This window comes from Selenomonadales bacterium 4137-cl (assembly GCA_032334055.1).
Lineage (GTDB): Bacteria > Bacillota > Negativicutes > Sporomusales > UBA7701 > Anaeroselena > Anaeroselena agilis.
In genome coordinates this window covers 2,330,655-2,345,038 of the sequence record JAUOZS010000001.1, presented here as the reverse complement: position 1 = coordinate 2,345,038, position 14,384 = coordinate 2,330,655, and the positions used below count along the sequence as shown (strand labels likewise).

At 60.0% G+C, this 14,384-nt stretch carries 16 protein-coding genes; 10 read left to right on the top strand and 6 right to left on the bottom strand.

The features are described 5' to 3' along the window. The 5 genes from Q4T40_12405 (at position 1) to Q4T40_12385 (ending at position 5,682) form a co-directional block, all read left to right on the top strand. Positions 1-1,833 carry a spore germination protein gene (locus tag Q4T40_12405; GenBank protein ID MDT8902049.1) on the top strand — a complete coding sequence of 611 codons (1,833 nt, stop codon included), beginning with the start codon at positions 1-3 and terminating at the stop codon, positions 1,831-1,833. Further along, complete coding sequence (locus Q4T40_12400) at positions 1,820-2,920, top strand: GerAB/ArcD/ProY family transporter (GenBank protein ID MDT8902048.1); 1,101 nt, start codon at positions 1,820-1,822, stop codon at positions 2,918-2,920. The genes Q4T40_12405 and Q4T40_12400 overlap by 14 nt, the downstream gene beginning before the upstream one ends. Then, positions 2,910-4,175, top strand: a complete 1,266-nt coding sequence (locus tag Q4T40_12395; GenBank protein ID MDT8902047.1) for a Ger(x)C family spore germination protein — start codon at positions 2,910-2,912, stop codon at positions 4,173-4,175. The genes Q4T40_12400 and Q4T40_12395 overlap by 11 nt, the downstream gene beginning before the upstream one ends. A gap of 9 nt (positions 4,176-4,184) precedes the next feature. Continuing rightward, positions 4,185-4,349 carry a hypothetical protein gene (locus tag Q4T40_12390; GenBank protein MDT8902046.1) on the top strand — a complete coding sequence of 55 codons (165 nt, stop codon included), beginning with the start codon at positions 4,185-4,187 and terminating at the stop codon, positions 4,347-4,349. A 187-nt stretch (positions 4,350-4,536) separates the two neighbouring features. Beyond that, positions 4,537-5,682 carry a trypsin-like peptidase domain-containing protein gene (locus Q4T40_12385; protein MDT8902045.1) on the top strand — a complete coding sequence of 382 codons (1,146 nt, stop codon included), beginning with the start codon at positions 4,537-4,539 and terminating at the stop codon, positions 5,680-5,682. Between the two features lie 96 nt (positions 5,683-5,778). Here the strand turns inward: Q4T40_12385 and Q4T40_12380 are convergent, their stop codons facing one another. Beyond that, complete coding sequence (locus Q4T40_12380; GenBank protein ID MDT8902044.1) at positions 5,779-6,681, bottom strand: LysR family transcriptional regulator; 903 nt, start codon at positions 6,679-6,681, stop codon at positions 5,779-5,781. 152 nt (positions 6,682-6,833) lie between these two features. Here Q4T40_12380 and Q4T40_12375 point away from each other — a divergent pair, with 152 nt between their 5' ends. The 4 genes from Q4T40_12375 (at position 6,834) to Q4T40_12360 (ending at position 10,226) form a co-directional block, all read left to right on the top strand. Then, positions 6,834-7,250, top strand: a complete 417-nt coding sequence (locus Q4T40_12375) for a hypothetical protein (protein ID MDT8902043.1) — start codon at positions 6,834-6,836, stop codon at positions 7,248-7,250. A 210-nt stretch (positions 7,251-7,460) separates the two neighbouring features. Beyond that, complete coding sequence (locus Q4T40_12370) at positions 7,461-8,633, top strand: benzoate/H(+) symporter BenE family transporter (GenBank protein MDT8902042.1); 1,173 nt, start codon at positions 7,461-7,463, stop codon at positions 8,631-8,633. Positions 8,634-8,668: 35 nt separating this feature from the next. Then, positions 8,669-9,886 (top strand): PatB family C-S lyase, encoded by a 1,218-nt coding sequence (locus Q4T40_12365; GenBank protein MDT8902041.1) that lies wholly within the window; start codon positions 8,669-8,671, stop codon positions 9,884-9,886. Between the two features lie 163 nt (positions 9,887-10,049). Beyond that, positions 10,050-10,226, top strand: coding sequence for a hypothetical protein (locus tag Q4T40_12360; protein ID MDT8902040.1), 177 nt, complete (start codon positions 10,050-10,052; stop codon positions 10,224-10,226). Positions 10,227-10,344: 118 nt separating this feature from the next. Here Q4T40_12360 and Q4T40_12355 read toward each other — a convergent pair whose 3' ends face one another. The 5 genes from Q4T40_12355 to Q4T40_12335 all read right to left on the bottom strand — a co-directional run bounded on the left by Q4T40_12355 (position 10,345) and on the right by Q4T40_12335 (position 13,560). After that, on the bottom strand, positions 10,345-10,956 hold the full coding sequence (locus Q4T40_12355) for a GGDEF domain-containing protein (protein ID MDT8902039.1): 612 nt from the start codon (positions 10,954-10,956) through the stop codon (positions 10,345-10,347). 97 nt (positions 10,957-11,053) lie between these two features. After that, the gene (locus Q4T40_12350) at positions 11,054-12,229 is read right to left on the bottom strand and encodes an FIST N-terminal domain-containing protein (protein MDT8902038.1); all 1,176 of its coding nucleotides are present in this window, start codon (positions 12,227-12,229) and stop codon (positions 11,054-11,056) included. 288 nt (positions 12,230-12,517) lie between these two features. Next, positions 12,518-12,685, bottom strand: coding sequence for a hypothetical protein (locus Q4T40_12345; protein ID MDT8902037.1), 168 nt, complete (start codon positions 12,683-12,685; stop codon positions 12,518-12,520). A gap of 95 nt (positions 12,686-12,780) precedes the next feature. Next, entirely contained in the window at positions 12,781-12,987 is a 207-nt protein-coding gene (gene rpoZ / locus Q4T40_12340) for a DNA-directed RNA polymerase subunit omega (GenBank protein MDT8902036.1), read from the bottom strand. Between the two features lie 408 nt (positions 12,988-13,395). After that, entirely contained in the window at positions 13,396-13,560 is a 165-nt protein-coding gene (locus Q4T40_12335) for a hypothetical protein (GenBank protein ID MDT8902035.1), read from the bottom strand. A gap of 314 nt (positions 13,561-13,874) precedes the next feature. Here Q4T40_12335 and Q4T40_12330 point away from each other — a divergent pair, with 314 nt between their 5' ends. After that, complete coding sequence (locus Q4T40_12330) at positions 13,875-14,174, top strand: zinc-ribbon domain containing protein (protein ID MDT8902034.1); 300 nt, start codon at positions 13,875-13,877, stop codon at positions 14,172-14,174. Positions 14,175-14,384: the final 210 nt, after the last annotated feature.

The following is a 14,384-nucleotide window of genomic DNA, read 5'->3' as shown; positions in this document are numbered from 1 at the left end:
GTGAAAAACCTTCTGACGATCTTAATCTCTGCCCTGAAAAATGCGCTGCTGTACCGGCCGTCGCCTCCGGACCGTTTTGTCCTCGACGAAAGCGCCCCCCGGAAGCCCGCGCCGTCCGCCCTGTCCGAATCCGCCGGCGAACTCGCCGCCCTTCTCCGCTACGCCCGCGAGCTCGAAACCAGGATGCGCGAAGCGCAGGCGGCCTTGAGCCGGGAACCGGACCCCGCCGGGATCAGGGCGTTGAAAGAAGAGGTGAAAATCCTCGAAGCCAGGAAGGCGGAGCTTGCGCCCGTCCTGCTCGCCTACGACAGCGGCGGCGACCTGCTTGAGCGGTCCGTCAGCGCCAGCCTCGGGGAAAACGCCCTCATCGTCCGCGAGCTCTTCCGCCTCCCCGACAACGAAGACATCATCCTCCGGGAATTCGCCCTGCCCGCCAATCCGCCTCGCCAGGCGATGCTGGTCTTCACCAGGGGGCTTGTCGACCCCAAGGACATCACCGCGACAGTCATGGCCCCGCTTTTCCAGGTGAAGGAGCTGGGCGGCGACGTCTTCACGCAATTGCTCACCAGTCACCTGCCCAACGATCAGGCCCTGCGGGTCACCGACTTCCGGGCGGTCGTCAAGGGGGTCAGCGGCGGCTACACCGCCCTGTTCGTCGACGGGGCCGCCGGGGCCGCGCTCCTGTTTACCAAAGGCTTCGAACACCGGACCGTCAACCGCCCCCAGATCGAGCAGACCGTCCGCGGCAACCAGTCCGCCTTCACCGACACCCTGCAGATGAATGTCGCCCTCGTCAGACTGCTGCTCCGGTCCCGCGACCTGGTCACCGAAACCTTCGTCCTCGGAACCCGCAGCCAGACCGAATGCGCGGTGATGTACCTCCAGTCGGTGGCCAACCCCCGCCTTGTCGCCGAAGTAAAGCGGCGGGTAGGCGGCATAAGCACCGACTATATCACCGCCGGCACGCTCGAGCAGTTCATCGAGGACCAGCCCCGCATCCCCGTGCCGCAGACCCTTTCCACCGAGAGGCCCGACCGCGTCTCCTCCCACCTGGCCGAAGGCCGGGTCGCCATCCTCGTCGACGGCGACCCGTTCGCACTCATCGTACCGATCAGCCTTTTCACCCTCATCCACTCGCCGGAGGACTTCGCCCTCAAACCCCCGGCCGGCACGCTCATGCGCCTGCTCCGCCTGGCTGCCGTCGGCATCGGGGTGCTCTTTCCCGCCCTCTATATCGCCCTCGTTTACTATCACCCCGAGGCGATGCCCACCGAACTCCTCCTCACCGTCGCCGGGGCGCGCGAAAAAATACCCTTTCCGTCGATCGTCGAAGTGGTGATAATGGAAATCTCCTTCGAATTCACGCGTGAAGCGAGCATCCGCAAACCGGGGCTGCTCGGCGAGACCATCGGCGTCGTCGGCGGCATCATCCTCGGCCAGGCGGTCGTGTTCGCCGGCCTCATCAGCCCGGTCACCGTCGTCATCGTCGCCATCACCGCCCTCGCCTCCTTCGGCATCCCCGACTACCGTCTCGGCATGGTCATCCGGCTGGCGCGCTTCGCCTTCCTGCTGGCCGCGGCGGTGCTGGGGCTGCTGGGGGTCGCGGGGCTCGTCTTCACCGGCCTGGTCCTGGTATGCTCGCTCAAATCGTTCGGCGTGCCGCTGCTCGCGCCGGTCGCTCCCCGAACCGCGGCCGGCGGCGATACCATCGTTCTTGGGCCACCCTTCGCCCAAGAGCGGCGTCCCGACAAGCTGAATGTCGCCGACCGGCGGCGTCAGCCGCCCGTAAGTCGCGAATGGACCGAAGGAGGCGATGCCGATGACAGGCTATAGGCCGGGCCGGATGGGGGTGGCCGAAGGAGTCGTGCTCGTATTCATATCCGGCATCACGCCGCTCTTCCTGTCGATCTGGTCGATCGTCATCGAACGCTCGGCGACGGGCGGCTGGCTCACGCCTCTGATCACCGGCCCCAGCGCGTTAGCGATGGTATTCGTCCTGATCTACATCCTCGACCGCGTCCCCGGTGACCTGTACGACGTAGCGGTCAGGCTCCTCGGCAAAGCCGCCGGCAATCTCCTGACCGCGTTGCTCATCCTCGTCTTCTTCGGCAACTGCGTGCTCCAACTGCGCCAGTACTCCGAAAACACCCTCCTCACGGCCCTGCCCTACCTCGACATCGCCGTCGCGATGGGCTGGTTCGCCTTGATGGCCGCCATCGCCGTTTGCATCGGCATCGAATCGTTGGCGCGGGCGGCGAAAATCGTCCTCACGTTCGGCATGGCCGGCTTCGCGCTCATCCTTCTCGCTCTTTACGAGCGGTTCGACATCCACAACGTCATGCCATGGCTGGGCAGCGGCCTGCCGGTGGTGAAAATCGGCTTCGGCACCACGGGCGTCTTCCTCGGCACCTTCATCCTCGCCATCCTCGCGCCGTCCTTTCAAAACACCAGGACGCTCAAACAGGCGGCTGTCATCGGCGTCGCGCTCGGCACCACGGTGCGCACCGTCACCCTGTTCGTCTACACCGGGGTTTTCAGCGTGGCCGTGGGGACGGAGAAGCTCCTGCCGTTCTTCGAGCTTACGCGCCTCGTGTACCTCAACCGCTTCGTCCAGCGGATCGAGAGCTTCTTTATCCTCATCTGGGCCTTTTACGGCATGACCATCATCGCCTTCTTCCTCTTTCTGGCCGTCTACCTGTCCGCGCGGCTGTTCGGCCTGCCCTCCGTCCGGCCGCTCGTCTTCCCGCTGGCCATCATCGCCGTCGAGCTGGCCATGCTGATCCCCGACGCCGCCACCACCAACCATCTCACCCTCATGCTGGAGGGCACAATCCAGACCTACGTCGCCTTCGGCTTGCCCTTGATCTTGCTGGCCGCCTGGCGTCTGCGCGGCGGGAGGGGGGGCGGAAATGAGGCGTAAAGCGCTGGTCTTCGCCGCCCTATTGCTCCTTTGCCCGCTCCTCGCCGGCTGCTACGGCGCCCGCGAGACCGAGGACATCGCCTTTATCACCGCCATGGGCGTCGACCAGGCGGACGGCGACAAACTCGGGTTCACCTATGTCGTCGCCGTATCCCGCGCCGTCGGGTCGGCGCAGGGCGGCGGCCAGCCGGCGCCGTCCGGCCCGTGGGCGCTGTACGGCAACATCGCGACCAACGCCGGCGAGAGCCGCAACCTCCTCGCCTCCAGCATCTCCCGCTACACCAACATCTCCCACCTGAAAGCCATCGTCGTCAGCGAAGAGCTCGCCCGCAAAGGCATCGCCGCGGTGCTCGACCCCGTTGTCCGCTACCGGGAGCTTCGCGGCACCGTCCAGATATACGTCGCCAAGGGAAGGGCGGCGGACTTTCTCGCCGCCAGTTCGCCTCGGATCGACTACCTGCTGTCCAAATACTTCGAGACTTTCGCCCTGAGCGCCCAGGACAACAACTATTTTCTGCGCACCGACGCCCACGACGTCTATCTCGGCCTCAAGAACCCCGGGCGGTCCGCCTTCGCCACCTACGTCGCCATCAACCCCCTCACCGGCCGGGACAGGCCCGTCGGCGAGCGGCCTTCCGTAGGCAGAACAGACACCTACCTCGCGGGGGACATACCCAGGACCGGCCGGGCTAACCCGGCCGAATTCGCCGGCATCGCCGTTTTCTCCGGCGACCGGATGGTGGGCGTCCTCGGCACCAGGGAGGTCCGCACCCTCGCCACCCTGCAGAACAAGGCCAGGAACAACATCTATTCCCTCGCCGACCCCTTGCGGCCGGAGAAGATAATCCGGGTCTCCCTCCGCAACGGCGCCGCGCCCGGCATCGACGTCGCCCTGGCCGGCGGGCGGGAGGCGATCAAGATCAGCCTCTTCCTCGAAGGCGAAATCATCGTCAACCCCAGCGGGATCAACTACGAGCAGGACGAATACCGCGAACTGCTCGAAAAGCAGGTCTCCGCCCTGGTCACCGAGGAAATCTGGGATTTTATCCGCCGGACGCAGGCCATGGGCAGCGACGTCTTCGGCTTCGGCCGCTACGTCCGCGGACATCTGCGATACTATCAGGAGCTGAAGGGCCTTAACCTTGAGAAACTGTACAAAACGGCCAGCGTCGAGGTCCGGGTGGAAACCCGCCTGCGCAGGTTCGGCCTGATGTGGCGCACCTCGCCCGTCAAGCCGGGCGCAGGCGCGGACTGAGGAGGGTCAATGAATTATCTTTATCTGCTTGCGGCGCTCTGCACGGGCGTTCATGCCCTGTCGTACGGGCTGTGGCTGCTGAGGCAGGGCAACAGACCGGGGGCGCTGTTCGTTTTCGGCCTGAGCCTCGGGTGCGTAGCCCTGCCGGCCTATCGGCTGTTCGCCGCTCCCTGACCGGCGGCGCGCCCCGGCTCTCCCGGGCGATTCTTCTCTCGTGCGCTTATTTCCCGTATAAGGCCGGGCCCGGCGATTACGGCGGCTTAACTCCGGCAGCAGGCCCGCTTCGTCATTTTGCGGGCCTGTGGCAATTTTGCTAAAATAAAAAGTATCAACTAATAATTATGGCAGGAGGTAAAATGTTATGAAGTTCACAAGAAAAACATTGCTGGGCGCTGCTTTGGTATTCGTAACAATAGCCCTGACTGCCGGCCTTGCTCTGGGCGACAAATACCATCTATCCGTCTCCATCGCCAAATCCTCGCCCGTCGCCGCCGCGCAGGTCTCGCCGGCCGGCTCGCCGAATCCGTTTCTCGGGCCCGGCACCATCCAGAACATCGTCAAACAGACAGGACCGGCTGTTATAAAAATAGAAACCGAGGTCAAAACGCGCCGGCAGGACGACCCGTTTTTCAACGACCCCTTCTTCCGGGAATTCTTCGGCGACCAGTTTAAAGCCCGGCCGGAAATAGCCCAGGCCCTGGGCTCGGGCTTCATCGTTTCCCCAGACGGCTACATCGTCACCAACAACCACGTCGTCAGCGGCGCCACCAAAATCGACGTCTACCTCACCAGCAGAAAAGAGCCCTATCCCGCCGAACTGATCGGCTCCGACGAACAGTTGGACCTGGCGGTGATTAAAATCGACGCCGGCGACAATCTCCCGACCCTGAAATTCGGCGATTCCAACAAACTGGAGGCCGGCAGCTGGGTCATAGCCATCGGCAACCCCTACGGACTCGACCACACCGTCACGGTCGGCGTCATCAGCGCCAAGGGCAGACCGATCAACATCAACGGCAACCAGTTCACCGACCTCCTGCAAACCGACGCCTCGATCAACCCCGGCAACAGCGGCGGCCCGCTGATCAACCTCCAGGGCGAAGTGATCGGCATCAACACCGCCATCAACGCCCAGGCCCAGGGCATCGGTTTCGCGATCCCCAGCTCCACCGTCACCCAGGTGCTGGACCAGCTTATCCAGGGGAAAAAAGTGTCCAGGCCGTGGCTGGGAGTCTACATGCAGCCCGTAACCAAAGAACTCGCCGGCTACTTCGGGCTTGAAAAACCCGCAGGAGTCCTCGTCAGCTCGGTCGTCGAAGACTCGCCCGCCCACAAGGCGGGGCTCCGGCGCGGCGACATCATCCTCGAATACGGCAAGCAAAAAGTCAACGACCCTGACGCATTAAAGCAGGAAGTAATGAAATCGGCAAGCGGCGAACAAGTCGTCCTGCTGGTCTACCGCGACGGCAAAACCGTTTTTCTCCCTGTCACCATCGGCCAAAGATGACATAATCACCGCCCCGCAGCGCCAAAAGGCTGCCAAGAAAAATCTTGGCAGCCTTGCTTTTCTTACCCGCGACCCGTGGCAGACATCCTCCGGCGGTCAGGACAGTCCCCCGGCGGACAAAGACGACAAAACCACCTTTTCCAACGCGGCCAGCGCGGGCGACAGCCACTTCTCGCGGTGAAATACCATCCGCGCCTGAAAAGCGATCGGGGCCCCCGTCCAGGCCAGCTGCACCAGCTCGCCGCGGCCGATATCCCCGGCGACGGCTATTCCCGGAAGCAGCGACACCCCCAGCCCGCTTTTCACGCACAGCTTTATCGCCTCCAGGCTGCCGAACTCCATCACCGCGCCCGCCTTGACCCCCGCTTCCGCCAGCAGCGTTTTCAGGGCTGTAGGATACCCGCTGGCCCCTTCCGGCAGGAGCAGCGTATGGCCGGCGAAATCCCCGGCGGACAGCGCCCCTCTTGCTGCCAGCTCGTGCTCCGGCGACGCCACGAACGCCGTCTCGCCGCGAAACAGGTCGACCTGCCGCAGAAGAGGCTGCTGCCCGGCATCGTCATTGAGGCCGAACGCCACATCGACGACATTCTGCTGCAGCCACAGGGGCAGCTCCGTGCAGCCGCCAAGCTTGATATTGACCTGCACCTGCGGATGGCGCAGCCGGTATTCCTTCAACAGCGGCGGCAGCCAAAAAACGCAGAGCGACTCGGCCGCGCCGATATTCAGACAGCCGGAAACTCCGCCGTCCTCCCTGAACAGCCCCCTTATCTCCTCCGCGTCCCGCACCGTGCGCTCGGCAAGCGGCAGGAGCTTCCTCCCCTCGGCGGTGAGAAAAACCTTCTTGCCCAGCCGCTCGAACAACCGTGCGCCGAGCTCCTCTTCAAGCACGTGAATATGCTCCGACACCGTCGACTGCGAATAATTGAGCGTCTGGGCGGCGCCGCCGAAATTCAGCAGGCGGGCGACCGCGAGAAAAGTTTGCAGATTCTTGATATACATTTCACCGCACCTATCGGTTAAGCCGATCGTTACCATCCAAACAATCGACTTAACAAAGCTTATACCACCATGATAGGATGTAATCGGCAGCCAGGCAAGTATTTTCTGCGACCGCCGGCTGCACGCGCACAAAATGGGAGGCGTAATCCAAAATGACCCTGGATATTAAAAAAGTCGAATACTACGACATAACGGTCGACGGCAGCGCCGGGGAAGGGACCAAGCTGCTGGCCGCGTTCGCCGGCGCGGGCGTCAACCTGCTAGCCTTCAAAGCGGTCCCCGCCGAAGCCGGGCGCACCCGGTTCTCGCTTTTTCCCGACGACAGCCGGAAAATGAAAATCGGCGCGGACGAAGCGGGACTGGCTATCGACGGTCCGCGCTTCGCCCTGCTGGTCAAAGGCGACGACGACGAGTCGGGGGCGCTGGCCGGAATCTACGAAAAGCTCTCCCAGGCAGGCATCGACGTTTACGAATCGAGCGGCATGGCCAACATCAAAGACAGCTACGGAGTCGTCTTCTACCTGGGAAAAGACGAATGCGAAAAGGCTTTCGGGGCGCTCAAGGACTGAGCGCCTTCCCCGTTATTTCCCAAGTAAAATAAACAGCCATACTGCTTTAGCAGTATGGCTGTTTATTGTTAGGCCACGCCGAAAATAGCAAATTCCTGCGTAACCCATAAATTTCATAGTTGCTTGTGCTAAAACGACATGCCTTATATAATTACGGTATAGCTTCCTGCGCAAGACAGCACGCGCTTTTGCCATAGAGGAGGATTACAACTGAGCCTTTCCGCCAACCCTTTACGCGACCTTAATCAACGAAACATTGCCGCAGGAATAGTCACCTCGCTGTTGGCGATCACCGGCCCGCCGGCCATTATTTTAGAGGCGGCGGCGAAAGGGAACTTCTCCACATATCAAACGGTCCTCTGGTTTTTTGCCATCTACGTCGGCGGCGGCATTCTCGGCATAATTCTGCCGCTGCGCTATCGCATCCCCATCGTGGGGGCCCATTCGATCACCGGCGTCGCCTTTCTGGCCACGGTCACCGGCCAGTTCACCTACCCGGAGCTCATCGGCGCCTACCTTTTATCGGGCTTATTAATACTGGCGGTTGGGGCTTTGGGCGCCTTCGCCAAACTGTTGGCTTACGTGCCCAAAGAAATCATCTCCGCCATGCTGGCCGGCATGATCACCAACTACATGCTGAACTTCATCGTCTCCGCCAGCCAGCTCCCGCTGGTCGGCGGCGGCGCCCTGCTGGTCTTCTTCTATGTCAGCAAAAACCACAGGCGCGTTCCCCCCATGCTGGCGGCGATCGTAGCCGGGTGCGCCCTCCTGCTCGTATCCCATGGGATCGGCAGCGCGGGAACGGCGGCCGCCTTCGCCTGGCCGCAGCCTCAGGCCCCTCAGTTCAGCCTGACCGGCTTCCTCTCGGTCGCCGTCCCCCTGGCCCTGCTGATTCTCAGCAACGACTGCGCGGTCGGGCTCGGCGCTTTGGAGCAAAACGCCTACCGTCCGCCGGTCGACCGGATTGTCGCCCTGAGCGGTCTCTTTTCGGCCGTCACCGGCCTTTTCGGCGGCCAGTCCGCCAACATCGGCGGCATGATGACCGCCGTCTGCGCCGGTGAAGAAGCGGGCCCCAGGGAAAAACGCTACATGGCGGCCGTCATTTCCGGTGCCGTCATCCTCATTTTCGGGCTGTTCGCGTGGCGGCTTGTCCCCTGGATTCAGGCCCTGCCCCGCCCCTTTATCGCCATCCTGGGCGGGTTCGCGCTGCTCGGCGTCTTTGTAAACAGCCTGCAGATCAGCTTTTCCCGGCCGTCGCAGAAACTCAGCGCCACCTTTGCCTTCATCATCGCCCTGGCCAATATCACCGTCTTAAATATCAGCGCCCCGGTATGGTCGCTGCTTGCCGGCACGCTGATCGCCCGCTATATCGAAAAAGCCTGAATGCCCAAAATCGGGCCGGATAGGGGAGAAGCAGGATGAAATACGACTTCGACGAAATCATCGACCGCCGCCACACCAACGCCATGAACACCGACGGGTTCCGGGAGTATATCTTCCGCGCCGGCCCGGACATGAAGTTTCCCTATGAAGACGACGACTTCGTGCGCATGTGGGTTGCCGACATGGAGTTCGCCACCCCGCCCGAGGTCTGCCAGGCCATCAAAGACCGGGTCGACCGGCGCATCTTCGGCTACAGCCGGGTGTTCGAAACCGCCTACTACGGGGCGCTTTCCGGCTGGTGCCGCCGGCTGTACGACTGGAGCTTCCCCCAAGAACAACTGGTGTTCACGCCCGGCATCATCCCGGCGCTCTACGAGCTGGTCGGCGATCTGGTGGCCCCGGACGAAAAGCTCCTCATCACCACCCCGGCCTACGGCTACTTCAAGCACGCCGCCACCTTCAACAACCGCGAACTGGTCTGCTCGCCGCTCAAAAACGACAACGGCTGGTTCACCATCGATTTTGACGATCTGGAGCGCAAAGCGGCGGACCCCGGCGTTAAGCTCCTGCTGTGGTGCAACCCCCACAACCCCACCGGCCGCATGTGGACGGAGGAGGAGACAAAGCGGGTCGGCGCCATCGCCGAGAAATACGGCCTGTGGCTCATCTCCGACGAGATCCATTGCGACGTCATCCGCCAGGGCAAAAAACACATCCCCACCGCCAAAGTCATGCCCGATTACCCCCGGCTCATCACCTGCATGGCGGCCAGCAAAACCTTCAACATGGCCGGGCTGATGTTCTCCAACGTCATCGTCCGCGATCCCGAAGTGCGCCGGCAAATGGCGGCCCACGACAAACTCATCGGCTGCGTCAACCCGCTCTCGCTCGCGGCCACCCAGGCCGCCTACGAGCATGGCGGCGACTGGCTGGAACAGATGAAAGCCTACCTCGACGGCAACTTCCGCCTGGTCGCCGACCACTTCGCCACCGTACCGGGCGCCGTCAGCCGGATACCGGAGGCCACCTACCTGGCCTGGGTCGATCTAAACCGTTCCCTGCCGGCGGTCGACGACCTGCCGATGTTTTTCGCCAATCAGGCCGGGGTTCTGCTGGAAGGGGGCGACGGCCTGTTCGTCGGCAACGCGCAAGGCTTCGTGCGCCTCAACCTGGCCATGCCCAGGGCCATCGTCGAAAAAGGCCTGCGGCGGATGAGCGAGGCCATCCGCAAGCACACCGGTGGGGCCTGCTGACCTGCAAAACCGCTTAGCGAGAGGGAGGAGGGGAAACATGAAACTGAGATTGACGCCGAAAGCGCAGAAGATCATCGCCGAACGCGGCAACAACGTCACCGTCGGCCTGGACAGCCAGATCTGCTACAGTTGAGGCGGGGCTCAGTCGCGAGACATCCCATCCGTGCGATGGGGCATACCCGAACCGTCCGAGCTCGGCGAATACGAACAACAAAACATCGACGGCGCGTCCGTTTACGTACATCATGCCGTCCGCGGCGCCGCCAGCGCCCGCATCGACGTAGTCACCGGCGGAGTCGGCACCAAGCTCATCCTGCTGGGCTTTGCCGGGCACAAGTAAACTCCCGCCCCCGTTCGCCGCGCGAAAAGGCTGCCAGGCAATAACCTGGCAGCCTTTTGTCTTGCGGTGGCTCGTTGTATCCGAACGCAGAAAAGGTCCGCCGTCAGGCGGGCCTAGACTAGCCGCCCTGATAAAACTGCAAGCCGTTACGGCCCTTCCGTTTGACCCCATACATCGCCGCATCCGCACTTTTCAAAAGAGAATCAATATCCTCGCCGTCGCAAGGATACAGGCTAATGCCGATGCTGATACTCACCGCAAAAGCCTCGCCGTTGACCTCGAAAGGCACCGCCATGGCGGCCATTACTCTTTCGCCCGTCTTCATTGCCGACTGCCTATCGTGCAAATCCTCCAGCAACACCACAAATTCATCACCGCCAAAGCGGGCCGCGGTATCCTCCTCGCGAAGGCAAGCGACAATACGTTTCCCGGTCTCCCGCAACACCGCGTCGCCGGACTCATGGCCCCCCCGATCGTTAACCGCTTTGAAATGGTCGATATCGATAAACAGTAGAGCAACGGAAGCCTCGGTCTTTTTTGCATGCAAGAGGGCGCGGGCTAGCCGCTCTTGAAACAATATCCGGCTGGGCAACCCGGTTATCGAATCATAAAGAGCCAAGTTCTTGTACTTAGCCTCCGACTGGCGGATTCTCTCCCTGGACTCCTCAATTTCGGCATTGCGGATTTTCAGAACCTCTATATGGCTTACCAGTGCTTCCTCCAACAGCACCCGATTAGCCTCGCTCCGGGCGAGCTTTTTCTTGAGAATGCGGTTTTCCCGCCGTAAATAATCGATATTCTCTTCCGTTGGCGGACAGTTCGGCGAATTATCCCTCGTCATCTTCCTCGGCCGCCCCCAGGAGCAGAGTAACAAAAGTAGTACCGTGGAACAAGTATGGACTGCCCTTTTCCAAAGGGCCGAATTCGCCGTAACAATAAAACCCCGCGAAAGGGATATCAGGCAAATGCCGTTGCACCGTCTGCAACTCTTGGACTATCTGCGTACCCATTATCATTTTGCGACCGGCGCAGGAAAAGAACAAAGCGGCGGCAGGTCGAGCGCCGGGATACGCTTCAAGCGCCCGGCGGATCGACTCGTTGCAGGACCGGATCACGCTATTTTTATCCGCCGTACCGATCTGGACCATGGCACCCTTGGACACCCGGCCGTTGAGAGTCACAGTGCCTCTGTCAACATCGGAAAACGGAGCGCTCCGCACGTAAAAGCTGTCGCGATCTTGCTCATACACTGCCAAACAGTAATTCATGAAAAGATCGTAGTTGCCGATATACTTGTGAAAGTAATCAACAGCCGGCTGGTCGCCAATACGGTACAACACGTTATCTTCGGCCTTCGTCACCGGCTCCTTGGGCCCCATGGGCGAATGGCCGCCCATTATCCCGCAGGAAAAAGCGACCGGCCCGGCAAATAGGAGCATAACCACGCTGTCGGTCAAAACCTCGCCGTTATAAAACTGGAAGGTCTTCCTTTTCTTGGAGTGCGCAGCCGACGCGCCCCCTATGATCGGAAACGTCCGTCCGAAAACTTCCTGAATGCCCTTATCTATGTCCGATACCCCGGCGTTAAGCGGATCAGTCAGAATTATGGCGAACCGCTCCTCCTTCACATAGCGGGAAAGGCCTGCCCTCGCCGTCGCCGCCGCCTCCCGCCCCGCCGCCCCGCCACGACGGGCCGCATCGCGTCCGACGCCGGCGCATATTTCCAGCTTGTCCGAAACGAAAACCATCAGGATAAGCGAATCTTCCGCGAATCCTATCCCGGAAGAAAGCTCTCCGTCCGTAGTGCACCCCGCCAAAGCCATGGCAGGGAAGTTCTCCCTGATGACGGACAATATCTCGGCATGGTCGAAATCAACCGAGCAAAAAACTATGCCGGCTCGTGGCTGAGCCCCGGCGAGAGAAGATTTGACTTGTTCAACAACCTCATTGACCGCATAAGTTGCCAAAGCATCTTCACTATGGCCGACAAAAACCTTTAGCATATTCTTCTCTCCTATCAAAAAACTTGTCTTAGGCCGGTTTCCCCTGGGGGTTTGCAACAGACTCGAACAAAACAATGTTTCTACTAAGATATTGTCTAAAAGTGCGAAAATTCCTTCAAATTACGATAGCATATTTCATGATATGACATCTCCCGCTTGCCGAAAACCGTCCCCCCGTTCGCCGCGCGCAAAGGCTGCCAGGCAATAACCTGGCAGCCTTTTGTCTTACCGCGGCTCCTTTATCAATATGCGTCATTCGCGTCTTTACGCGGCGCCGCTTGCCGAAAATTAAAAAACACCCCGGTATACCCTTTTTGGATTCTTTGCCGGGTTGTCTCTGTTAAATTCCGCGATCATCTCATCGATAGTTTTCTTTTTTTTGGCGCCCCCGGGTTCGCCCACAGCCCCCGGGTCTTTCCCGGCAACATCTCTCATAGTCTCACTCGCATCTTTCATAATACCCCTCCCAGCTCAAATATACGCGGCCAAAGTAATACTAGCTTTCCCGCATTTTCTTAGTTTTACCCTGGCTGCGCCCCAACAAGCATCGACTACTTAATACCGGTTTTGATCCGCTGATACGTAACCTTGTCCTGGGCTACTTCCTCCAGCGCGACTGTAACCGGCTTATTCGAATGGCTATCGACAAGTGCCCTGTCTCCGTCCGTAATCTCGCGGGCCCGCTTAGCGGCAAAAACCGCCAGGGTATATTTGCAATCGACCTTCTTCAGTAACGCATTCAGCGGCGGGTTGACCATATGTCCTCCTTAAAGCCGACAATCAGCTTTTGTTATCCCGGATTTTACCGCCTGCGGTCAGGGCGGGTAAACACATACCGGAAGCTCCCGTTGGCTTTAGCCTTCTCTATCACCTTGACGGCCAAGCCCAACTCCGTGGTAAGGTAGGATTCTAACCGCCCAAAACCCTCGGGCTCCAACCCGCTCACAAATAAGCAGACACTGGAAACCGGATTATAGTGAGCCTGTGTTGAAACGAGACCCATATCGGTAATCCCAAACTCGGCTTTTAAAGCACCTTCCCTTGCCCGCAACACAGCAACAATCTCCGCGTGAGTCTTCACCGACTAATCCGCACCCCTTTCCGTCTCCAGCCTGGCTTGGGCGACCCTTTCGCCATCGATAGATCGGTCTTCGGAAGGCCATACTTCAATATTTAGCATTACCCAGCCATTTCGTCCGTCGCTCATTCTGCCTGGCCAGGCGGGCCTGATTCACAGCCATCAGCTTTTTGCCGTATTTGGCTGTCAACATTCTTTCGAGATCCTCGCAGGACATCAGAAATATCGTCACTCTGCTCCCCGTTGTACTCATAGATACCACCTCCCCGGCGGATGAGCCGTAAGGCATTCAAATCCGTCGTTAAAACCTGATTTTTTTCGGAAATTCCTCATATATATTTTACACTATTAAAACAATCCCGGCAAACGATCTTTTCATATTAATATACCCAACCCATTAACTTAATAATATTAAAAATTTCCTTGACATCCTGCCCGATGAAGGATATAGTATAAGAGCCCATACAGTAGGCCCGTTGAATTTTCATTAGACCTTCTCAAGAGGGAAGCCCAATGAGCATTCTCCATCAACTATTTGGGTAAAACAATTGAGGAGGCCATATCCATATGAACCAAGACAAAACACTGTCCTGCCGCGATTGCGGCGCCGAATTCGTCTTCACCGCAGCCGAGCAAGACTTCTTCGCCGAGAAAGGGTTCACCAACGAACCGGGACGTTGCCCCGAGTGTCGGGCGGCCCGCAAACAGCAGAACAGCGGCGGCCGTGGCGGCAACTACCAGCAGCGGGAAATGTTCGACGCCACCTGCGCCACCTGCGGCGTAAAAACCCAAGTCCCCTTTCGCCCGAGCCAGGACCGTCCCGTTTACTGCCGCGACTGCTACAGTCAAAACAACAGACGATACTAGGAGAGCAAAACTCCCTTGCCAGTGGGCGAGGGAGTTTTTTTTCGCGCCTGACTCCTGCCGCCCCGCGGTCACCTTGCCGGCAGGCTGATCGATCCCAGTAACGAGGCAAGGGGCCCCAGCCAGACGACTGAGACCCCTTCCGCAGGAAACTGGACATCGGAAAACCAACCTTCTTGCTGACATGCGGTCGGTAGCTGACAAAACTCAGAA